Origin of the sequence: Burkholderia pyrrocinia (assembly GCF_018417535.1) — a bacterium.
GTDB classification, from domain to species: domain Bacteria; phylum Pseudomonadota; class Gammaproteobacteria; order Burkholderiales; family Burkholderiaceae; genus Burkholderia; species Burkholderia pyrrocinia_E.
In genome coordinates this window covers 747,629-767,844 of the sequence record NZ_CP070978.1, presented here as the reverse complement: position 1 = coordinate 767,844, position 20,216 = coordinate 747,629, and the positions used below count along the sequence as shown (strand labels likewise).

The 20,216-nt window shown below is 67.5% G+C and carries 21 protein-coding genes; 13 read left to right on the top strand and 8 right to left on the bottom strand.

Annotated features, from left to right (window positions below; genetic code table 11):
- Positions 1–146: 146 nt before the first annotated feature.
- Positions 147–290, top strand: coding sequence for a hypothetical protein (locus JYG32_RS21595; protein ID WP_174382193.1), 144 nt, complete (start codon positions 147–149; stop codon positions 288–290).
- 77 nt (positions 291–367) lie between these two features.
- Here the strand turns inward: JYG32_RS21595 and JYG32_RS21590 are convergent, their stop codons facing one another.
- Positions 368–712: a DUF3564 family protein gene (locus JYG32_RS21590; protein WP_174382200.1), complete on the bottom strand. Its 345-nt coding sequence runs from the start codon at positions 710–712 to the stop codon at positions 368–370.
- 660 nt (positions 713–1,372) lie between these two features.
- Here JYG32_RS21590 and JYG32_RS21585 point away from each other — a divergent pair.
- Positions 1,373–2,584, top strand: a complete 1,212-nt coding sequence (locus tag JYG32_RS21585; RefSeq protein ID WP_213266904.1) for an SDR family oxidoreductase — start codon at positions 1,373–1,375, stop codon at positions 2,582–2,584.
- Between the two features lie 52 nt (positions 2,585–2,636).
- On the opposite strand, the gene hpaR is transcribed toward JYG32_RS21585, so the two are convergent.
- Positions 2,637–3,080, bottom strand: a complete 444-nt coding sequence (hpaR, locus tag JYG32_RS21580) for a homoprotocatechuate degradation operon regulator HpaR (protein ID WP_174382191.1) — start codon at positions 3,078–3,080, stop codon at positions 2,637–2,639.
- Positions 3,081–3,232: 152 nt separating this feature from the next.
- Between hpaR and JYG32_RS21575 the strand changes: the two genes are divergently transcribed.
- The 8 genes from JYG32_RS21575 (at position 3,233) to JYG32_RS21540 (ending at position 9,478) form a co-directional block, all read left to right on the top strand.
- Entirely contained in the window at positions 3,233–3,922 is a 690-nt protein-coding gene (locus JYG32_RS21575; protein WP_174382190.1) for a fumarylacetoacetate hydrolase family protein, read from the top strand.
- Positions 3,919–4,683, top strand: coding sequence for a fumarylacetoacetate hydrolase family protein (locus tag JYG32_RS21570; protein ID WP_213266903.1), 765 nt, complete (start codon positions 3,919–3,921; stop codon positions 4,681–4,683). The genes JYG32_RS21575 and JYG32_RS21570 overlap by 4 nt, the downstream gene beginning before the upstream one ends.
- A 26-nt stretch (positions 4,684–4,709) precedes the next feature.
- Positions 4,710–6,173 carry a 5-carboxymethyl-2-hydroxymuconate semialdehyde dehydrogenase gene (gene hpaE, locus JYG32_RS21565; RefSeq protein WP_047903437.1) on the top strand — a complete coding sequence of 488 codons (1,464 nt, stop codon included), beginning with the start codon at positions 4,710–4,712 and terminating at the stop codon, positions 6,171–6,173.
- Positions 6,174–6,223: 50 nt separating this feature from the next.
- On the top strand, positions 6,224–7,072 hold the full coding sequence (hpaD, locus tag JYG32_RS21560; RefSeq protein ID WP_174382187.1) for a 3,4-dihydroxyphenylacetate 2,3-dioxygenase: 849 nt from the start codon (positions 6,224–6,226) through the stop codon (positions 7,070–7,072).
- A 119-nt stretch (positions 7,073–7,191) separates the two neighbouring features.
- The gene (locus JYG32_RS21555; protein WP_174382186.1) at positions 7,192–7,584 is read left to right on the top strand and encodes a 5-carboxymethyl-2-hydroxymuconate Delta-isomerase; all 393 of its coding nucleotides are present in this window, start codon (positions 7,192–7,194) and stop codon (positions 7,582–7,584) included.
- A 20-nt stretch (positions 7,585–7,604) separates the two neighbouring features.
- Positions 7,605–8,408 (top strand): 2-oxo-hept-4-ene-1,7-dioate hydratase, encoded by an 804-nt coding sequence (gene hpaH / locus JYG32_RS21550; RefSeq protein WP_213266902.1) that lies wholly within the window; start codon positions 7,605–7,607, stop codon positions 8,406–8,408.
- A 7-nt stretch (positions 8,409–8,415) separates the two neighbouring features.
- Positions 8,416–9,222 (top strand): 4-hydroxy-2-oxoheptanedioate aldolase, encoded by an 807-nt coding sequence (hpaI, locus tag JYG32_RS21545; RefSeq protein ID WP_213266901.1) that lies wholly within the window; start codon positions 8,416–8,418, stop codon positions 9,220–9,222.
- Positions 9,223–9,310: 88 nt separating this feature from the next.
- Positions 9,311–9,478: a hypothetical protein gene (locus JYG32_RS21540; protein ID WP_213266900.1), complete on the top strand. Its 168-nt coding sequence runs from the start codon at positions 9,311–9,313 to the stop codon at positions 9,476–9,478.
- Here JYG32_RS21540 and JYG32_RS21535 read toward each other — a convergent pair.
- Positions 9,469–10,278, bottom strand: a complete 810-nt coding sequence (locus JYG32_RS21535; RefSeq protein WP_213266899.1) for an AraC family transcriptional regulator — start codon at positions 10,276–10,278, stop codon at positions 9,469–9,471. The two genes, JYG32_RS21540 and JYG32_RS21535, sit on opposite strands and share 10 nt — an antisense overlap.
- Before the next feature lie 95 nt (positions 10,279–10,373).
- Here JYG32_RS21535 and JYG32_RS21530 point away from each other — a divergent pair, with 95 nt between their 5' ends.
- Positions 10,374–10,625 (top strand): hypothetical protein, encoded by a 252-nt coding sequence (locus JYG32_RS21530; protein WP_213266898.1) that lies wholly within the window; start codon positions 10,374–10,376, stop codon positions 10,623–10,625.
- Positions 10,626–10,671: 46 nt separating this feature from the next.
- The gene (locus JYG32_RS21525; RefSeq protein WP_213266897.1) at positions 10,672–11,634 is read left to right on the top strand and encodes a quinone oxidoreductase family protein; all 963 of its coding nucleotides are present in this window, start codon (positions 10,672–10,674) and stop codon (positions 11,632–11,634) included.
- Between the two features lie 146 nt (positions 11,635–11,780).
- On the opposite strand, the gene JYG32_RS21520 is transcribed toward JYG32_RS21525, so the two are convergent.
- From JYG32_RS21520 to JYG32_RS21500, 5 genes are all read right to left on the bottom strand, one after another.
- A complete protein-coding gene (locus JYG32_RS21520; RefSeq protein WP_213266896.1) occupies positions 11,781–12,872 on the bottom strand; it encodes a porin in 1,092 nt (363 codons plus the stop codon).
- Between the two features lie 150 nt (positions 12,873–13,022).
- Entirely contained in the window at positions 13,023–14,090 is a 1,068-nt protein-coding gene (locus JYG32_RS21515; RefSeq protein WP_174382181.1) for an ABC transporter ATP-binding protein, read from the bottom strand.
- A complete protein-coding gene (locus JYG32_RS21510; protein ID WP_213266895.1) occupies positions 14,083–15,855 on the bottom strand; it encodes an ABC transporter permease in 1,773 nt (590 codons plus the stop codon). Before JYG32_RS21510 ends, JYG32_RS21515 begins: the two co-directional genes overlap by 8 nt.
- Before the next feature lie 100 nt (positions 15,856–15,955).
- Positions 15,956–17,056 (bottom strand): ABC transporter substrate-binding protein, encoded by a 1,101-nt coding sequence (locus JYG32_RS21505; protein ID WP_213266894.1) that lies wholly within the window; start codon positions 17,054–17,056, stop codon positions 15,956–15,958.
- 218 nt (positions 17,057–17,274) lie between these two features.
- Complete coding sequence (locus JYG32_RS21500) at positions 17,275–18,762, bottom strand: PLP-dependent aminotransferase family protein (RefSeq protein WP_213266893.1); 1,488 nt, start codon at positions 18,760–18,762, stop codon at positions 17,275–17,277.
- 111 nt (positions 18,763–18,873) lie between these two features.
- Between JYG32_RS21500 and JYG32_RS21495 the strand changes: the two genes are divergently transcribed.
- On the top strand, positions 18,874–20,109 hold the full coding sequence (locus JYG32_RS21495; RefSeq protein ID WP_213266892.1) for a multidrug effflux MFS transporter: 1,236 nt from the start codon (positions 18,874–18,876) through the stop codon (positions 20,107–20,109).
- The last annotated feature ends 107 nt before the right edge of the window (positions 20,110–20,216 follow it).

Below are 20,216 nucleotides of genomic sequence, written 5' to 3'. Positions count from 1 at the left end.
TTGTAATAAATGAGTAAACGCCGTGTGGGGAAAGTCTGTTCCGGCCCCGCGAAAAAGCGCGTGGTGACGAGCCGGTCAAGCGCGGAAAAGGGGGCAGGAAAGGCGCGACGGAAGCGGATTTTCACCATCGCAGCAGACGATGAAAGGTGGGCGATCCGCTGCGTGTCGATCCGGGCGCACGGCATCCGGTACCCGTCGATTCAGACCGTCGCCGTTACGTGATCAATTGCCCGGATCCTGATTATTTATTTGAATCGAAAAATAAAAAGCGCCCCACAATGGGGCGCTGATAATGCTGAATATCGAAATGAATATCGCTGAAACCGGAATAAACCCGAAAACCGCAGACGATCTACGTCAAATATTTCTATCGGTCGACGGAAATGAATTCATGGTATTCCGGCTCGGTCGTGCAACGATCGACGGCCTGCAGCCGCCACGCGCCGGGGTGGTTGCCGGCGAGCACGGCGGGGCCCTGTTCGCGCTGCGTCGCACCGAACGACAGTCCCTTCAACTGGCATAAGGCGCTCCCGCCGTCGCCCGCGCAGAGCGCCATCGCACCCTCGACGTTGCGGACCTTGCCCCAGGTCGGGAGATCGATGCCCTGATGTGCCTCGCGCGACCACAGGCCCTCGTCGGTATCCACCCACAGCACCGCGAAGGATTGCCGGGTTGCCGACTCGCTGCCATTAATCCGAATAGTGAGGCGCATTGGATCGTCTCCCAAAAAAAATGACACATTTGACCGTTTTGACTTGAACAGTCTAGATAGACTGGTGTGAAACGCAAGTGATAATCCGCAATAAACCCGGATTGAGTCTATTGCGGCTTCCGATGAAACGATGTCTGACGATTCACTGCCATTCCGGCGGCACGCGCAAACGCAAGTGGCATCGGCGATTGTGGTGTCCACGCGCGAATCGGTGACGGTCGAGACATGGGATGACATGGCCGTGGCCGCGTCGATCTGTCGCGCGCGGGCCGCCGCCGAAACCGGGCCGACCGACGCAACCCGGCACCGCCCGAATGCGACTCGAACGCGGCCCGACCGGATGTTTCAGCGCCTTGACGGCGCGGCCGGAGCGACACACTCCGACAATCGCGTACAAATCGGCACACTTTCACGAAACTTTCGGGACAGACTTGCATGCGATCGGGCCCCACACTGGGAACTTCCCGATCCTGTGCCGCGGACGCCCGTCCTCGGCGGCTGCCTGCGCCTCGTGCCAGAGACGCGATCGACGCGATCGCGGGCCGCACGCCCGATCGGGGCAGCCAGGGCGCGCGTCAGCCCCGGCCCGGCCGGCGAGCCGTGCGCAGCCCGCAACCGCGGGCGCCGCGCCGCCCGGCCGACTCTTCGAAGGAGACTATCGTGCTGATCTGGAAAACCGCGTTGTCGCTCAACTGGCGGACGAGCCTCGTGTCGCCGGCCAGCGCACCGGTCGCGGCGGCGAACGTCGGACGGCTGGTGCTGACCGGCGCGACCGGCTTCATCGGCAGTACCGTGCTGACGGCGCTCGTCAATGCAGGGTTGCTCGAACGCATCGTGTGCGTCGTGCGCGCGCAGGACCGCGGCCACGCCGTCGCGCGGCTGCGCGAAGCGGCGCTGCGCGCGGGGCTTGCGCCGTACTGGGCGTCGCGCCTGAGCGATGCGAACGTGATCGTCGGCGCGCTCGGCGACGTGTGGCAGGGTGCCGACGCGCCGTGTCTCGCCGGCGCGACGCACGTGATCCACTGCGCCGGTCATGCGTCGCCGGCCGACGGCGCGCACCTGCAGGCGGACATCGCCGATTCGGTGCGCTTCGCCGAACGCTTCGCGCGTGCGCCGCGCCTGCAGCGCTTCGTGTACGTCGGCACGGCCTATGCGCATGCGGGCCGCGGCGGAATCGTGCGCGAACAAGGGGCGGGCGCCGCGGCGAACGATGTCGCGCAAGACGGCGAGGGCCTGCCGGGCGCGGTGCTCGCGGCGGACTACCTGCACGCGAAGGCGGAAACGGAGCAGCGCCTGCGCGCGCTCGGGCTGCCGCTCGTCGTCGTGCGGCCGTCGCACGTCGTCGGCCACACGGTGCTTGGTACGCGGCCCGCGCCGAATTCGTTCTGGATGTTCCGGCTTGCGCATGCGGCGCGCCGCTTCACCGCGCGGCCGATGACGCGCATCGACATCGTGTCGGTGGACGACGTGGCGCGCGCGACGATGCTGCTGGCCGTCAAGCCGACGCTCGCGCACGATCTCTATCACGTGTCGGCCGGCGACGAGGCGCCGCAGGTCGCGCAGATCGTGCGCGCGATGGACGAGGCGGCAGGAATGACGGGGGCGCCGCGCTATGCGGCGTGCGTGCCGGCCGAGCTGCCGCTGGTGGTGCGCGACGTGCTCGGGCGGCCCGATCCGGCACTCGAGCGCGTGATCGGCCGGGCGCTGCAGCGCTGCGCGGAATTCGCGACGGTCGATCGCGTGTTCGACAACCGCCGCGTGCGCGACGAAATCGATTTCGAGCCGTTGCCGTTCATCGATTACGTCGAGGAATGCATGCGCACGTCGCGCGGCGTCGCGGTGACCGAACTGATGCGCGGCGCGCTGCACTGACCGCCCGCGCTGCGCCGGTGCCTGTTCCCGCGGCTGGCGGGAACGGGCGCCATCATTGCGCGTTGCCGCCGAGTTCGATGAGCCGGTCGAGCGCGCGGTAGATGTCTTCGAGGCCGTCCTGGCCGAAGCGCGACTCGAGCTGCCGGTATTGCTCGTCGATGCGCGGACCGATTTCCGTGACGAGTTTCCTGCTTTGCGGCGTCAGGCTGACCAGCAGCCGGCGCTGATCCTCCTGCGCGCGCGTGCGCGTGATCAGGCCGTCGCGCTCCATCCGTTCCAGCACGCCCGTGAGGCTCGGGCTCAGGATGCAGCAGCGGCGCGCGATCTGTCCCGCTTCGAGCGCATGCGCCGGTTCGCCGTCGAGCACGCGGATGATCCGCCATTGCTGTTCGGTCAGCGCGAATTCCTTGAGAATGGGGCGGAACAGGCCCATCAGCGTTTCGCGGGCCTCGAGCAGCAGCATGGCCAGGTTGCGATGGTCGAGCGTACGGTTCATCGGGGTGGACAGTGGACGGGGACGCATCAATCTTAACAGCCGAAGGTGATGAATTTCGCGTATCAGGGTAATCGAGGTTGCCAGCGCCCGATTGTTTACTTAAGATGTTAAGTATTGACGATGCGCCGCGACGCGCGGCAGGGGAATGACGCATGGAGCTGTCTTGCACGACCGCCGCGGCGCCGCCGTTGCCGGTCGCCATCGGTACCGTTTACGGTGCGCTGCTGAACGAGCGTGCGGCGCTCGACGCGCTCGGCGATGCGGTGAACGCGCCGCCTTACGGCCGCCCGCCGCAGGCGCCGGTCCTTTACATCAAGCCGGCCAACACGCATGCGGCCGACGGCGCGGCCGTCGTCGTGCCGGCCGGCGTCGACGCGCTGGAGATCGGCGCGTCGGTGGCCGTCGTGTTCGCCCGGCGCGCGACGCACGTGCCGGCCGCGCAGGCGCTCGACTACCTGCACGGTTTCACGCTCGTGAGCGACGTGTCGGTGCCGCATCCCGATTACTACCGTCCGGCCGTACGCTTCAAGTGCCGTGACGGTTTCTGCCCGCTGGGCCCGGCGATCGTGCCGGCCGCCGCGCTGGCCGATGTCGACGCGCTTGCGTTAACCGTGCGGATCGACGGCGAGGTTGCCGTGTCCGCTTCGACCGCCACCCTGATCCGCCCGGTGCGCGAACTGATCGCCGACGTGACGGCGTTCATGTCGTTCGACGCGGGCGATGTGCTGCTGCTCGGCGTCGCGGGCGGCGCACCGCGCGCCCGCGCGGGCAGCACGGTCGAGATCGCCGCCGCCGGCATCGGCACGTTGCGGCACACGCTGGTTGCGGAGGAAACACGATGAAGACGGCGCGCGTGATCTACAACGGTGCACTGCATGCGGCCGAACCGGCCGGCGACGGCGCGATCCGCCTCGACACGGGGCGTGTGCTCGCCGAGGACGTGGTCGCATGGCTGCCGCCCGTCGCGCCGCGCACGACGTTCGCGCTCGGCCTCAACTACGCCGATCATGCGAAGGAACTTGCGTTCAACGCGCCGAGCGAGCCGCTGATCTTCCTGAAGGGGCCGAACACGTTCATCGGCCACCGGTCGCGCACCGTGCGCCCGGCGGATGCGACGCACATGCACTACGAGTGCGAACTGGCCGTCGTGATCGGCCGGCCCGCGCGCAACGTGAGCCGCGCGCAGGCGATCGACTACGTGGCCGGCTATACGGTCGCGAACGACTACGCGATCCGCGACTATCTCGAGAACTACTACCGCCCGAACCTGCGCGTGAAGAACCGCGACACCTGCACGCCGCTCGGGCCGTGGTTCGTCAGCCGCGACGAGATCGGCGACGCGGGCGACCTGACGCTGCGCACGACGGTGAACGGCCGGGAGACGCAGCGCGGCAGCACGCGCGACATGATCTTCGACGTGCCGGCGCTGATCGAGCACATCAGCGGCTTCATGACGCTCTCGCCGGGCGACCTGATCCTGACCGGCACGCCCGAGGGGCTGGCGGACACGCAGCCGGGCGACGAGGTCGTGACCGAAATCGAAGGGATCGGCCGGCTCGTGAACACGATCGTCGGCGAAGCAGACTACTATCGCGCCGGCTGAGCCCGTCGCCCACGGAAGGAGAGCACATGACCATCAAGCACTGGATCGACGGCCGCGAAGTCGAGAGCCGCGAGACCTTCACGACGCTGAATCCCGCGACGGGCGACGTGATCACCGACGTCGCGTCGGCCGGCGAAGCCGAAGTCGACGCGGCCGTGCGCGCGGCGAAGGAAGCATTCCCGAAGTGGGCGAACACGCCCGCGAAGGAGCGCGCGAAGCTGATGCGCAAGCTCGGCGAGCTGATCGAGAAGAACGTGCCGATGCTCGCGGCGCTGGAGACGCAGGACACCGGCCTGCCGATCGCGCAGACGAGCAAGCAGCTGATTCCGCGCGCGTCCGAGAACTTCAACTTCTTCGCGGAAGTGTGCGTGCAGATGAACGGCCGCACCTATCCGGTCGACGACCAGATGCTGAACTACACGCTGTACCAGCCGGTCGGCGTGTGCGCGCTGGTGTCGCCGTGGAACGTGCCGTTCATGACGGCCACGTGGAAGACGGCGCCGTGCCTCGCGCTCGGCAACACGGCCGTGCTGAAGATGTCGGAGCTGTCGCCGCTGACGGCCGACCAGCTCGGCCGGCTCGCGCTCGAAGCCGGGATCCCGCCCGGCGTGCTGAACGTCGTGCAGGGCTATGGCGCAACCGCTGGCGACGCGCTCGTGCGGCATCCGGACGTGCGTGCGGTGTCGTTTACGGGCGGCACCGTCACGGGCAAGCGCATCATGGAGCGCGCGGGCCTCAAGAAGTATTCGATGGAGCTCGGCGGCAAGTCGCCGGTGCTGATCTTCGACGACGCGGATTTCGACCGTGCGCTCGACGCGTCGCTGTTCACGATCTTCTCGATCAACGGCGAGCGCTGCACCGCGGGCTCGCGGATCTTCGTGCAGCGCACGATCTACGACCGCTTCGTGCAGGAATTCGCGCGCCGCGCGAACAACCTGGTGGTCGGCGATCCGTCCGATCCGGCCACGCAGCTCGGCGCGATGATCACGCGTCAGCACTGGGAGAAGGTGACGGGCTATATCCGCATCGGCGAGCAGGAAGGCGCGCGCGTGGTCGCGGGCGGCGCGGACAAGCCGGCAGGCCTGCCCGACCATCTGCGCAACGGCAACTTCGTGCGGCCGACCGTGTTTGCCGACGTCGACAACCGGATGCGCATCGCGCAGGAAGAGATCTTCGGGCCGGTTGCGTGCCTGATCCCGTTCGAGGACGAGGAAGAAGGGCTGCGGCTCGCGAACGATACGTCGTACGGCCTCGCGTCGTACATCTGGACGCAGGACGTCGGCAAGGTGCATCGTCTCGCGCGCGGCATCGAAGCCGGGATGGTATTCGTGAACAGCCAGAACGTGCGCGACCTGCGCCAGCCGTTCGGCGGCGTGAAGGAATCGGGCACCGGGCGCGAGGGCGGCGAGTACAGTTTCGAGGTGTTCGCGGAGATCAAGAACGTGTGCATCTCGATGGGTTCGCATCATATTCCGCGCTGGGGCGTGTAACGGGCGCGGGTCGTTTCGCCGCAAGAACGAACGATATGGAGACTTGAACGATGGGCAAACTGTCCCTCGCCGCGAAGATCACGCACGTGCCGTCGATGTACCTGTCGGAAATGCCCGGCAGGCATCACGGCTGCCGCGAAGCAGCGATCCGCGGCCATCAACTGATCGGCGAGCGCTGCCGCGCGCTCGGCGTCGACACGATCGTCGTGTCGGACGTGCACTGGCTCGTCAACGCGGGCTATCACGTGAACTGCAACGCGCGGTTCGCCGGCACGTACACGAGCAACGAATTGCCGCATTTCATCCGCGACATGGAGTACGCGTATCCGGGCAACCCGGCGCTCGGCCGGCTGATCGCCGAGACGGCCAGCGCACGCGGGGTCGCGACGCGTGCACACGAGATCGACAGCCTCGAACTCGAATACGGCACGCTCGTGCCGATGCGCTACATGAACGGCGACCAGCACTTCAAGGTCGTGTCGATCGCCGGCTGGTGCATGTGGCACACGCTCGACGAAAGCCGGCGCTTCGGCGAGGCGCTGCTCGAGGCGATCGAGAAGAGCGATTCGAACGTCGCGTTCCTCGCGAGCGGTTCGCTGTCGCATCGCTTCAACGACAACGGCAGCCCCGAGGAATCGATCCACCAGATCAGCCGCGAATTCTTCCGGCAAGTCGACCTGCGCGTGGTCGAGCTGTGGAAGCAGGGCGATTTCAAGACGTTCTGCGCGATGCTGCCCGAGTACAACACGCATTGCCACGGCGAAGGCGGCATGCACGACACGGCGATGCTGCTCGGCCTGCTCGGCTGGGATCGTTACGACAAACCGGTCGAGATCGTCACCGACTATTTCGCGAGTTCGGGTACCGGGCAGATCAACGCGATCTTTCCGTTGGCCTGAACGCCGCCGCCCCGCATCCGGCTTCGACTGCAAAGCATCGGGTCCAAGCAAGTGCTGAAGCATTAACTTGGTCCGACATAAGCGCTGAAGCGCTAACTCGGTTCGACAGGAGATTAGCTATGCCTCACATCGTCGTCGAATACACCGCGAACATCCGCGACGACGCGCGCATTCCCGCGCTGCTGCGCACGATCAACGCAACGCTGATCGCGCAGGGCGGCGTGTTCCCGACCGGCGGTATCCGCTCGCGCGCGATCGAGCTGCAGGACTACTGCGTCGCCGACGGCACGGAGGACGACGCGTTCGTCCACGTGACGCTGAAGATCGGCTCGGGCCGCAGCGACGACACGAAGAAAGCCGCGTGCGACGCGCTGTTCGACGCGATCAAGGCGCATTTCGCCGAGCTGTACGCGCAGCGCTATCTCGCGCTGTCGATGGAGCTGACCGAGTTCAGCGAAAGCGGCTCGTACAAGCACAACAACATCCACGCCCGCTACAAGCGGGCCGGCTGAACCCCATTCCCGATCCGACCATGCTCGAACCCGCCCTCATCGACCAGCTCGCGCAGCGTCTGCATGACGCCGAGCGCGAGCGCAAGCAGATCCGCCAGATCTCGCTCGACCATCCCGACATCACGATCGACGACGCGTATGCGATCCAGCGCGCGTGGGTGACCCTCAAGCTCGCGGAAGGCCGCACGCTGAAGGGGCACAAGATCGGTCTCACGTCGAAGGCGATGCAGAACACGTCGCAGATCGACGAGCCCGACTACGGCGCGCTGCTCGACGACATGTTCTTCGCGGACGGCGGCACGATCCCGACCGGCCGCTTCATCGTGCCGCGCGTCGAGGTCGAGCTTGCGTTCGTGCTCGGCAAGCGGCTCTCGGGCCCGGACTGCACGATCTTCGACGTGTACGATGCGGTCGATTACGTCGTGCCCGCGCTCGAGATCATCGACGCGCGCAGCCAGTCGATCGACCCCGATACGAAACGGCCGCGCAAGGTGTTCGACACGATCGCCGACAACGCGGCGAACGCGGGCGTCGTGATCGGCGGCCGGCCGGTGAAGCCGCACGACGTGGATCTGCGCTGGGTCGCGGCGATCATGTCGCGCAACGGCGTGGTCGAGGAAACGGGCGTCGCGGCCGGCGTGCTGAACCATCCGGCGAACGGCGTCGCGTGGCTCGCGAACCGGCTGTCGCGCTTCGACGTCGCGCTGGAACCCGGGCAGATCGTGCTCGGCGGCTCGTTCACGCGGCCGTGCGCGGCGCGGCCGGGCGATACGTTCAGTGTCGACTACGGTCCGCTCGGGACGATCCAGTGCTACTTCGAGTGAGCGAGCGATGCAGATTCCTTCGAATGTCTTCAAGGCCGCGCTTGCGCGCGGCGATGCGCAGATCGGGCTGTGGCTCGGCCTCGCGAATCCGTACAGCGCCGAAGTCGTCGCGGGCGCCGGTTTCGACTGGCTGCTGATCGACGGCGAGCACGCGCCGAACACGGTGCCGACGATCCTCGCGCAACTGCAGGCGATCGCGCCGTATCCGTCGCATCCGGTCGTGCGCGTGCCGTGGAACGATGCGGTGATCGTCAAGCAGGTGCTCGATCTCGGCGCGCAGACGCTGCTGGTGCCGATGGTGCAAAGCGCCGACGAAGCGCGCGCGGCCGTTGCCGCGACGCGTTACCCGCCGCACGGGATGCGCGGCGTCGGCAGCGCGCTGGCGCGCGCGTCGCGATGGAATCGCGTCGGCGACTACCTGCACCGCGCGAACGACGAGATGGCGGTGCTCGTGCAGGTCGAGACGCGCGCGGGGCTCGATGCGATCGACGCGATTGCGCGGGTCGACGGTGTCGATGGCGTGTTCATCGGGCCGGCCGATCTCGCGGCCGATCTCGGGCATCTCGGCAATCCGGGGCACCCGGACGTGCAGGCCGCGATCGACGGTGCGATCCGGACGATCAAGGCGGCCGGCAAGGCGCCCGGCATCCTGAGTGCGGATGAAGCGGCGGCGCGGCGGTATCTGGACGCGGGCGCGTTGTTCGTCGCGGTCGGGGTCGATACGACGCTGCTGGCGAGGAGTGCCGAGCGGCTGGCGGCGCAGTTCAAGGGGGAATCTCGCCCGACGGAAAAGAACGGTGACACGACTTATTGAGCGAGGGGCCGTGGCAGATATGCCAAGTAACGCAGAGGCACTGCCTGACGAATCGGAGCATGGGTACAAGGTTTCGCAAAGGGACCGGATGACCTCGCTTGAACTGAAGGCGATCCCATATCGCGATGCGGCGGGTCGTCGACCTGTCCGCGCGATTGACCTGACGCGTTGCAGGGCGGAATGCGATCAGGCGATCGTGGATGTGATGGCGGAACTGAGTGCGCAGGCGCAAGCCTTGGGGACGGGTTACGACTGACTTCCCATTGTCCCGACTTCTGACATTCCCGCTTCCATATACCGCCCCGGCGTCGTCCCCAGCGCGCGCCGGAACATGTCGATGAACGCGCTCACGTTGTCGTACCCGAGATCGAGCGCGATCGTCGTTACCGGCACGCCGTCGGCGATTCTCTCCAGCGCCCGCAGCAGCCTTGCCTGCTGACGCCACTGCGCGAACGTCAGCCCCGTCTCGGCGACGAAGCGGCGGCTCATCGTCCGTGCGCTGATGCCGGCCCATTCGGCCCATTCCTCCAGCCGCCGGTTGTCCGCGAGGTTCGTGGCGAGCGCGTCGGTGATGCGCACGAGCCGCGCGTCGCGCGGCCGCGCGAGACTCAGCGATTCGACTTCCGACGCGGCGATTTCGTCGAGGATCACGTCGGCGATCCGCGTCTGCGCGTCATTCAGTTCCGAACCGTCCCAGCTCGCGGCGCGTCGTACCGCTTCCCGCAGCAGCGGCGACGCACGGATCGCGCGCGGCGTGTCCGGCAGTGCCGCGCAGCGCGCTTCCGCGACGAACGCCGACCAGCCGGAAATCGGCCCGAACGAGCGCAGCGAATGCCGGCAATGCGGAGGAATCCAGATCGCGTGGATCGCCGGCACGACCCAGTCCTGGTCGTCGAGACCGATCGTCAGCAGCCCGCTCAGCGCACCGACGAGCTGGCCGCGTGCATGCGCATGCGGCGCGGTCACGCGCGGGTCGCGTTGCGACAGGACGGCGGCAACGACGAACGGGCCGTCGTCGGACGTGACGAATCGGGCGGGCAGGAGCGGATCGGACATGGCCGGATAGCGGTATCGAATGGCTGTTATACCGGAGATCGGCCGGCTTCGCACGCCTACACTGCGTCTATCGATGACAACCGGAGTACGACACGATGCGAGCCGAACAGATGCTTCCCGACCATGCCGACCGGATCGATGCCGGCGGAACGACGATCCGCAAGGGCACCGTCGGCGCATTTCTGGTCAACGCGCGCGTGCTGACCGATCCCGACGCCACGCCCGCCGACCGGGCACGCGCGGAAGCCGACGCGATCGACGCATTGCCCGTGCTGCGGGCGATCGGCCTGTTCGACGTGATGGAAGTGCGCGATCCCGCGCTGCGCGCGTGGCTCGACGCACGCTGACGTCCCGCGCAACCGTAGATCGAGCAATCCGATTCAAGGAGCCACCATGAAAGCCGCAGTCGTGAAGGGCGCCGGCGAGCGCCCCGTCCACATGGAATTCGAACCGCCGTGCGCGATGCCGGGCCACAGTCTGATCGACGTGACGGTGTCGGCGCTGAGCCGGATCGCGCAGGCGCGCGCGTCCGGAACGCATTATTCGTCGGATGGACGTTATCCGTTCGTCGTCGGCGTCGACGGCGTCGGCCGTCTCGGCGACGGGCAGCGCGTCTATTTCTTCGGCGTCCCCGCGCCGTTCGGCGCGATGGCCGAGCGCACGATCGCGCCCGATACGCAGTGCGTGCCGTTGCCGGACGGGCTCGACGACGTCACGGCCGCGGCGATCGCGATTCCCGGGATGTCGTCGTGGGCCGCGCTGACCGAACGCGCACGGCTCGTCGCGGGTGAGACGGTGCTCGTGAACGGCGCGACGGGCACGTCGGGGCGGCTGGCGGTGCGGATCGCGAAGCATCTCGGCGCCGCAAAGGTGATCGCGACGGGCCGCAACGCGGCCGCGCTGCAGGCATTGCTGAACGCCGGCGCGGACACCGTCGTGTCGTTGCAGCAGGACGACGCGCATCTGGCGCGTGCGCTCGAACCGCATTTCCGCGCGGGCGTGGACGTCGTGCTCGACTATCTGTGGGGCATCAGCGCGCAGACGCTGTTGATTGCCGCGGCGAAGGCGGCGCCCGATGGCCGCCGGCTGCGTTTCGTGCAGATCGGCTCGATCGGCGGCGCGGACGTGCTGTTGCCGGGCGCGGTGCTGCGCGCAACCGCAATCGAATTGATGGGCAGCGGCCTCGGCAGCGTGCGGCTGCCGCGTTTGCTGGACTCCGTGCGCGGCGTGTTCGACGCGGCCGGGCCGGCGGGCCTCGCGATCGAGACGCGTACCGTGCCGCTGTCGGCCGTCGACGAACACTGGGGCGATGCAAACAGCCTCGTGCGCCCGGTGTTCACGATGCGGGGCGAGTGAACGGCGACCGAACCGCAGCGGGGCTGGCTCGGCGCGATGAACGAGCTGCGCGACGATAGCCGGCTATCCGTCGTGATCGCCGCGCATGCGGGGAAAGCAGGGCGGCCGCGAGCGAAAGACGCCCGCCGCCGCCCGCCGCATCAGACTCAGAACCGCTGCTGAATCCCCGCCGTCACGCCGACTTGCGTCGTGCCATAACCGTTGACGTCGCGCGACACGCCGACCTTCTGGTCGTGCTTCGCGATCGCGAACGCACCGGCCGCGTACAGCACCGTGCGCTTCGACAGCGCGTACTGCGCGCGCAGCGACACCAGCGTCGGATCGGCGTCCGTGCCGCCCTTGATGTTCTGGTGATAGACGGCCGCGATCAGCGAGAACGTCGGCGTGAACTGGTACGACCCGCCGACCCAGACCATGTCGCTCAACTGGTTCGCCGCCGTCGTGCGGAACGTGCGTTTGTAATTGCGGTAACCCGCCATCGTCTTCAGGTTGCCGAAGTCGTAGCTCAGGCCCGCGTGGATGCCCTGGATGTAGTTGACCGTGTCGGCCGGCGTGATGCTGTCGGCCGCGCCGTTCTGCCGGTCGAACGTGACCGCTGCCGCGAACGGCCCGGTCTCGTAGCCGAGCGCGACGTCGTATTTCGAGCTGGTCTTCACGCTGCCCGGCACGTTGCCGAAGCCGTACAGCGCGCCGAACTTGAAGCCGCTGAATTCGCCGTCGTAGCGCACCGCGTTCGACGAGCGCGTGAACAGGCCGTCCTTGCGGCCGCCCGTCGCCATCGACGACGTCGCCCACGAGTAGTTCTGCGCGTAACCCATCGGGTCGAACGGCAGCATGTAGTCGTAGGTGACGGTGAAGTTGCGGCCGAGCGACAGCTCGCCCCATTTGCCCTTCAGGCCGACCGTCGCGCGGCGCGCGAAGATCGAGTCGGGGCCGTCGTCGAAGGCGCCGTTCGCGAGGTCGATCCCGCTTTCGAGGCGGAACACGGCCTTCAGCCCGCCGCCGAGATCCTCGACGCCGCGCAAGCCCCAGCGCGACGTGTTCTTGTTGCCCGACTTGAGCTTGAACGAGTTGCCGCCCTGCGGCGCCGCGTGGTTCGTGTATTCGATGCCGGCATCCATGATCCCGTAGATCGTGACCGACGACTGCGCGTGCGCGGCGGGCGCGGCGATGCAGGCCGCGGCGGCCGAGCCCGTGAGGACTACTGTGCGAAAGGAACGTTCTGCGCGTGACTTCATTGACGGTGTCTCCTTGGTTCTTGTGGGGTGGGTGAAACAGGTGCGGCGCGTAGCAGGCCGCGGCGGACGCCGGAAGACGTCCGCCGGGCCGGCATGTCATCGCATGGCGCGATGCGCGCGGCGTGCGGCGTACGGGCCGCCGCGATCGGGTCAGCCCGCTTTCGCGAACGCCCAGCAGTCGTTGGTCGGGAATTCGAGCCAGTGCTTGCCGGCCGCGCGCGGCACGTGGCCGAATGCGCGCAGGCGCATGTCGCCGCAATGGAACAGGTATTCCCAGCGGTCGCCGAGATACATCGACGTGACGAGGTCCGCCTGCAGCCGGTTCGCGCCCGGGCCGTCGGTGACCTGCACGCGTTCGAGGCGGATCACGGCCTGCGCGTCCTGGCCCGGCGCGAACGTGTCGCGCGCCATCGCGCGGATTTCCCAGCCGTCGCCGGCAAGCGTCACGCATTCGCCGTCGATCGCGGCGACGCGCGCGTCGATCCGGTTGTTGCTGCCCATGAACTCGGCCGTATACAGCGAGCGCGGCGCGCCGTACAACTCGGCCGGCGTGCCTTCCTGCTCGATGCGGCCGTTGCGCAGCAGCAGGATGCGGTCGGACATCGCCATCGCTTCGGTCTGGTCGTGGGTCACGCACAGTGCCGACAGCCCGAGCGACACGATCAGCTCGCGCAGCCATGCACGCGCTTCCTCGCGCAGCTTCGCGTCGAGGTTCGACAACGGCTCGTCGAGCAGGATCACCGGCGGGTTGTAGACGAGCGCGCGCGCAATCGCGACGCGTTGCTGCTGGCCGCCCGACAACTGATGCGGAAAGCGTTCCGCCAGATGGCCGAGGCCGAGCTGGTCGAGCGCGGCCTGGACGCGGCGCTTCTGTTCGGCAGGCGCGACGCGGCGCAGCTTCAGCCCGTAGCCGACGTTGTCGGCGACGGTGCGGTGCGGCCACAGCGCGTACGACTGGAACACGAGGCCGAGCGAGCGCTGCTCGACGGGCAGGTCGACGCGCTTCGCGCCGTCGAAGAACACGCGGTCGTCGAGCTGGATGCGGCCGTCGGACGGCTGTTCGAGGCCGGCCACCGCGCGCAGCAGCGTGGTCTTGCCGCTGCCCGACGCGCCGAGCAGGCACACGACTTCGCCGGCCTTCAGTTCGAACGACACGCCCTTGAGGATCGGGTTGGCGCCGTAGCTGAGATGCAGGTCGTCGACGATGAGCTTATCCATGAAGTTTCACTCCGAAGCGCAGGGCCACGCCGAGACCGGCGCCGACCATCGCGATGTTGATGACAGAAAGCGCGGCGACCTGGTCGACGGCGCCGGTCGCCCACAGCGACACGAGCAGCGCGCCGATCACTTCGGTGCCGGGCGACAGCAGGTAGACGGCCGTCGAGTATTCGCGCTCGAAGATCATGAAGATCAGGAGCCACGCGGCGAGCAGACCGAAGCGCACGAGCGGCAGCGTCACGTCGAGCGACACGCGGCTGCGCGTCGCGCCGACGCTGCGGCCGGCTTCCTCGAGCTCAGGGCCGACCTGCAGCAGCGCGCTCTGGATGAGCCGCATCCCGTACGCGAGCCACACGACCGTGTACGCGATCCAGATGCTCCACATCGAGTTCTTCAGCTCGCGCAGGCCGGGGACGAACAGGAAGATCCACAGGAACGCGAGACCGGCGAGCAGGCCGGGCACCGCGCGCGGCAGCAGCACGAGATAGTCGAGCAGCTTGGTCGCCCAGTCGGGGCGGCGGTGGCCGGCGAACGCGACGAGCGAGTAGAAGCCGACCGCGAGCGCGCCGCCGATCACACCGATGCCGAGCGTGTTGACGATCGCGCGCACGAGGTTGTCCTGCTCGAACAACTCGATGAAGTTCGACAGCGTCAGCACTTCCGCGAGCGCGACGCCTTCGCCCCAGTTGGTCACGAATGCGCGCAGCACGATGCCCGAGATCGGCACGATCACGGTCAGCATCAGCCACAGCGCGACGATCGCGAGCGCGACCCAGCGCCACACGCCGAGGGGCAGCACTGTCGAGCGGCCGGCCTTGCCCTTCACCGTGACGAAGCGGTTCGCGGTCTTCAGCAGGCGGCGTTGCAGCAGCACGAGCGGGAACGTGATCGCGACGATGCACACCGCGACCGCGGCCATCAGGTGGTACGACGGCACGCCGAGCTTGTTGGTCAGCTTGTACAGGTAGGTCGCGAGTACGAGGTGGCCTTCCGGATCGCCGAGCACGAGCGGCAGCCCGAACACCTCGAAGCCGAGGAAGAACACCAGCACGCCGGCGAACAGCAGCGCGGGCATCGTCATCGGCAGGCTCACGTCGAGCGCGACGCGGAACGGGCGGGCGCCCGCAACGCGCGCGGCTTCCTCGACGTCCGAGCCGAGGTTGCGCAGCGCGGCCGACGAATACAGATACACGTGCGGCACGTGCGTGAGGCCGACGATCACGGTGATCGCGAAGATCGAGTACACGTTCCAGGGCACGTTTTGCACCCCGAACAGTTCCTTGAACCACACCGAGTAGAAGCCGACCGGGCCGGCCGCGACCACGTAGCCGAACGCGAGCACCATCGGCGACACGAACACGGGCGTGAGCAGCAGCGGTTCGAGCCAGCGGCGGCCGGGCAGGTCGGTGCGCACCATCAGGAACGCGAGGATGCCGCCGAGCGGGATCGAGATGAACAGCATCCCGCTGGCGATGATGAACGAGTTCTTCACGGCCGACCAGAAGTCGGGATCGCTGAAAATGAAGCGGAAACCTTCGATGCCGAGCGCCTTGTTCGCGTCGAAGAACGGCGCGGTCAGCAGGCTCTGGAACAGGATGAAGCCGAGCGGCAGCGCGACCGCGATGGTCAGTACCGAGACGACGATCCAGCGCAGCATGCCGGCGAGCGGCTGCAGGCTGTTGACCGGCAGCGCGGGAATCGCGTCGCGCAGGCCGGTGGCGGGCGCAACGGCAGGCGCCGTTCCGCGTGTGCTGGTTGAAAGCATGAGTTCGCCCCTGCGGCCATCCGGATGGCCGCCTCTAGGAAGTCGGTAAGGGGAAGGGGCCGCCCGCGCGGTGTGCGGCGGGCGGCCGGCAGTCAGCGGATCAGCGCTTGATCGACTGCTGCCATTGCTTCAGGAAAGCCAGGCGCTTCGACTGGTCGAGATAGACGAGCAGGCCGGTGCCGATCTGGATCGGCTTCAGCGAATCGCCGAGTTCCTTCGACAGGCTCGCGGCCGACGTTTCGCCCGTGACGTCCGTGCGGATCGCATACAGGTTCGCCTGGTCCGCGATCAACGTCTGGCCGCGCTTCGACAGCAGGTAGTCGACCCACAGCTTCGCGGCGTTCGGGTTCTTCGACTTCTTCGAGATCGTCGCGAGGCGGCTCACGATCTGCGTGTAGTCCTTCGGAAACACGTAGCCGATCGACTTGTCCTTCTTCGCTTTCGCGTACGCGTACGAACCGATGATGTTGTAGCCGATCAGGTTCTCGCCCGACGAGATCCGCTCCATCATCGCGCCCGTGCTCGACTGCAGCTTCGGGCCGGTCGCGCCGATCGCCTTCACGAGCTCCCACGTGACCTTCTCGTTCAGGTGCGCGTCCTGCGTCAGCGCGTTGAAGCCGACGCCCGATTTCTCGACGTCGTAGGTCGTGACCTTGCCTTTGAACTTGTCGGGTTGCGACGTGAGCAGCTTGATCAGGTCGGCGCGCGTTTTCGGCACTTCGTTTTCGGGAATCAGGCGCTTGTTGTAGACGATCGCGAGCGGCTCGAACGTCGTGCCGTACGCCTGCTTCTGGTATTGCGCCCATTGCGGCACGTTCGCGCTTTCGGGCGAATCGTAGGGTGCCATCAGGCCGTCGTTGACGAGCTTGACCTGCAGGTCCATCGCCGAGCTCCACAGCACGTCGGCGCTGGTGCTGCTCGCCGCGTTCTCGCTGATGTAGCGGTTGTACAGCTCGGTGCTGTTCATGTCGTTGTACTCGACCTTGACGCCGTACAGGCTTTCGAAGTCCTTGATCAGCGGGCGCACGAGGCCCGTGTCGGTCGTCGAGTAGACGATCAGCTTGCCTTCCTTCTTCGCGGCGTCGATCACGCCCTGGTAGTTACCCGGATACCCGGCCGGAGCCTGTGCGACGGCGCTGCCGGCGGCAGTGCCCAGGACGATCGCCAGCGCGGCGGCGAGGTGCTTCGGTGCAAACGGCATGTCTTCCTCCAGTTACGCATAGATGTTGTTCGAGTGACGCGGATGTTAATTGCGAGGCACTTTCAGCCTGCTTTCATTTCCGTTCACAATCGCGTCCTTTGTGTCATGGATTTCCCGAGGTCGAAACGACGGCGGCCGCGGTTTTCGCGGCGCGCGGGGCGGTTTGAAAAGGGCAGGAAGCGGGTCGCCGCCGGACGCGGCAACGATGGCAAAGACGGCTACGCGGGTTGCGCCAGCAGCTTTCCGAGGATTCGGCCGCCATGCCGCGCGTGCGCGGTCGTCAGTGCCGAATAGCCGACGACGACACCCGCTTCGCACTCGGCGCTTCGACAGAATCCGTGGATCGTCTGCAACGCGACGCCGGCCGCGTGAGCCTGCGCGACGAACGATGTGTCGTCCATCCCCGGCGGCAGCCACAGCACGAAATGAAATCCCGCGTGCTCGCCGGACACCGTGTACCGCCCGCCGGCGTGCTTCGCCAGCTGGTCGAGCACGATGTCGCGCCGCTGGCGGTACGCGTGGCGGCTGGCGCGCAGGTGCTTCGCAAAGTCGCCGTGCGCGATGAAGCGGGCCAGCGCGAGTTGAGGTGCCACGCCGACGGCGCGCGCGGTCGCATGCCACACGGCCGACAGCATCGGCCGCAGTTCCGCCGGCACGACCATGAAGCCGATGCGCAGCCCGGAGAACAGTGTCTTGTTGAACGAGCCGCAGTAGATCACGCGGTCGCAGGTGTCGAGCGATTTCAGCGCGGGCAGCGGGGCGGTCTGGTAACTGAATTCGCCGTCGTAGTCGTCTTCGATGATCCATGCCCGGCTGCGCTGCGCCCAGTCGAGCAGTTCGAGCCGGCGCGACACCGACATCGTGACGCCGAGCGGTGCCTGATGGGCGGGCGTCACGTAGGCCGCGCGCGCGTCGGGATGGCGATCCAGCGACGCTGTGTCGATCCCTTCCCGATCGACCGGCACGTCGATCACGGTCGCGCCCGCAAGCGTGAAAATCTGCCAGGCCGATGCATAGCCCGGATCTTCCATCAGCACCGTCGAGCCGGGCGCGAGCAGCGTTCGCGCGACGAGATCGATCGAATGCCGGATGCCGGTCGTGATGAAGATGTCGCCGGCCTCGCACGGAATGCCGCGGTATTCCCGCAGGTACGCGGCGATTTCGGCGCGCAGGCTTTCGACGCCTTGCGACGGCGTCGCCCCGAGGTCGTCCGCCGTCGCGGCGAGCAGGCTCGCCCCGAGTGCTTTCTTCCATTGCTGCATCGGCAGCAGGCCCGGATCGGCGAGTCGCGCGACGAACGGGACGCCCGGGCGCACGCCGTGTTCCGGCGCGGCCGCGTCCGTCGTGCCCGCCGACGCGCGGGGCGTGTCGGGGCGGTGGGGGCTGCCATCGCGCGGCTGCGCGGTCGCGCGCAGATAGCTGTCCGGCACCACCGCGCACACCCGCGACCCGGACCCTCGCGTGCGTGCGATGTAGCCCTCGGAGCACAGCAAGTCGTACGCCGCTTCGACGGTTCCCCGTGCAACGCACCAGCGCGCGGCAAGGGTCCGGCTGGACGGCAGCGGGCTGTCGCCGGGGAGCAGGCGCTTCAGGATCGCGTCGCGAATCGCGTCGGCAATGCACGCCTGCTTCGACTGCGGGCTGCCGGTCGACAGCCCGGAAGGGCACGGCAGATCAAGCGGAATCGCGGCTTTGCCTCGCGGCATAGTGGTCCAGTCAGTATTCGATTTAATGGTTCTTCAACTTATATCACTTTCCCCTTAGATTGCTGTCGGCCACACCGACCACACCCATCCGACCGGAGACGGACTCACCGCATGAAGACGCGTTCCTTGCCCCAGTGGGGCTGGCTGTTCCTGTTGATGCTCGTCGTGTGCCTGCCGCGGGTCACGATCGATGCATATCTGCCGTCGCTGCCTGCGATGGCGGACGCGCTGCACGGCACCGACGCCCAGTTGCAGCTCACGCTGACCCTCTACATGGTCGGGTATGCGCTGTCGATGCTGGTGTCGGGGCCGTTGTCCGATCGGTACGGCCGCCGTCCCGTTCTCGTTGGCGGCCTGTGCGTCTACGTCATTGCGAGCATCGCCTGCGCGCTGTCGACCAGCATCCCCGCGATCATCGCCGCACGCATCTTCCAGGCGCTGGGCGGTTGCAGCGGAACGGTGATCGGGCGCGTCATCGTGCGCGAGCGCTTTCCGACCGCGATGCAGGCCACGATGCTCGGTCGAATCTCGGCCGGCATGGCGCTGTCGCCGGTGATTGCGCCGCTGGCCGGAAGCGCGGTCGCCGAGTGGCTCGGCTGGCGCGGCGTGTTCGGATGGCTGGCGGCGGGCGGGCTGGTCGCGACGGCGATGGTGCTGCGCTGCCTGCCGGAGACCCGCGCACGCGACGCGCGGCCGGTGCCGGGCCCGGGCCTGCTGCGGACGTACGCCGGGCTGCTTCGCGAGCGCCGTTTCCTGCGCTATTCGCTGGCCATCAGCTTCGCTTACTGCACGTACTATCCGTTCATCGCGGAATCGTCGACGCTGTTCCAGCGGCAAATGGGCGTGTCCGGCCCGGTTTATGCCGCGATCTTCGGCCTGACCGTGCTCGGCTACCTGATCGGCTCGAGCGTGTTCGCGCGCACCAGCGGCCGCTGGAAAGCCGATTCGGTCATCGCGGCGGCGGCCGGCATCAATCTGGTCGGTGCCGCGGTGCTGTGGGTCGGCGGCACCATCGCCCCGGCGGTGGTGGCGGCCCTCGTCGTCCCGATGTTCGTCGTGATGATCGCCGTCGGGATCGCGATTCCGGCCTGTCAGTTCGCGGTGATGCAGCCGTACACGAAGATCGCCGGCACGGCGTCCGGGCTCTTCTTCTTTATCCAGATGGCGATCACGGCCGCGTGCGGCGGCGTGCTGGCGTGGCTGTCGGACGGCACCGCCCGCCCGATGATTGCCGTCACGGTCGGCGCGAGCGTCGCGTTCCTGGCGGTGGTCGTCGGTTTTCGCGAGCGGCGCGTGACCGACGGTTCGCGCTTCGCGACCGGGAACCGTCCCGCTGCCGAGCGATGAGCGACGGCCGGTCGGGCCGGGCGCTGCGGGTTCGCAGGGGCGGCGCAACCGGTGTTTCCGCGAGGCGTCGACATGGAAAGGATCATGTAATGTAGCGGCCTGTCGCT

Excerpts from the sequence above, each read along its gene's own strand:
- JYG32_RS21495 (WP_213266892.1), top strand. The coding sequence starts at position 18,874 with ATGAAGACGCGTTCCTTGCCCCAGTGGGGCTGGCTGTTCCTGTTGATG.
- JYG32_RS21525 (WP_213266897.1), top strand. The coding sequence starts at position 10,672 with ATGAAAGCCGCAGTCGTGAAGGGCGCCGGCGAGCGCCCCGTCCACATG.
- JYG32_RS21555 (WP_174382186.1), top strand. The coding sequence starts at position 7,192 with ATGCCTCACATCGTCGTCGAATACACCGCGAACATCCGCGACGACGCG.
- hpaR (WP_174382191.1), bottom strand. The coding sequence starts at position 3,080 with ATGAACCGTACGCTCGACCATCGCAACCTGGCCATGCTGCTGCTCGAG.
- JYG32_RS21575 (WP_174382190.1), top strand. The coding sequence starts at position 3,233 with ATGGAGCTGTCTTGCACGACCGCCGCGGCGCCGCCGTTGCCGGTCGCC.
- hpaD (WP_174382187.1), top strand. The coding sequence starts at position 6,224 with ATGGGCAAACTGTCCCTCGCCGCGAAGATCACGCACGTGCCGTCGATG.
- JYG32_RS21530 (WP_213266898.1), top strand. The coding sequence starts at position 10,374 with ATGCGAGCCGAACAGATGCTTCCCGACCATGCCGACCGGATCGATGCC.
- JYG32_RS21505 (WP_213266894.1), bottom strand. The coding sequence starts at position 17,056 with ATGCCGTTTGCACCGAAGCACCTCGCCGCCGCGCTGGCGATCGTCCTG.
- hpaH (WP_213266902.1), top strand. The coding sequence starts at position 7,605 with ATGCTCGAACCCGCCCTCATCGACCAGCTCGCGCAGCGTCTGCATGAC.
- JYG32_RS21510 (WP_213266895.1), bottom strand. The coding sequence starts at position 15,855 with ATGCTTTCAACCAGCACACGCGGAACGGCGCCTGCCGTTGCGCCCGCC.
- JYG32_RS21590 (WP_174382200.1), bottom strand. The coding sequence starts at position 712 with ATGCGCCTCACTATTCGGATTAATGGCAGCGAGTCGGCAACCCGGCAA.
- JYG32_RS21500 (WP_213266893.1), bottom strand. The coding sequence starts at position 18,762 with ATGCCGCGAGGCAAAGCCGCGATTCCGCTTGATCTGCCGTGCCCTTCC.
- JYG32_RS21540 (WP_213266900.1), top strand. The coding sequence starts at position 9,311 with ATGACCTCGCTTGAACTGAAGGCGATCCCATATCGCGATGCGGCGGGT.
- hpaE (WP_047903437.1), top strand. The coding sequence starts at position 4,710 with ATGACCATCAAGCACTGGATCGACGGCCGCGAAGTCGAGAGCCGCGAG.
- hpaI (WP_213266901.1), top strand. The coding sequence starts at position 8,416 with ATGCAGATTCCTTCGAATGTCTTCAAGGCCGCGCTTGCGCGCGGCGAT.
- JYG32_RS21570 (WP_213266903.1), top strand. The coding sequence starts at position 3,919 with ATGAAGACGGCGCGCGTGATCTACAACGGTGCACTGCATGCGGCCGAA.
- JYG32_RS21520 (WP_213266896.1), bottom strand. The coding sequence starts at position 12,872 with ATGAAGTCACGCGCAGAACGTTCCTTTCGCACAGTAGTCCTCACGGGC.
- JYG32_RS21515 (WP_174382181.1), bottom strand. The coding sequence starts at position 14,090 with ATGGATAAGCTCATCGTCGACGACCTGCATCTCAGCTACGGCGCCAAC.
- JYG32_RS21535 (WP_213266899.1), bottom strand. The coding sequence starts at position 10,278 with ATGTCCGATCCGCTCCTGCCCGCCCGATTCGTCACGTCCGACGACGGC.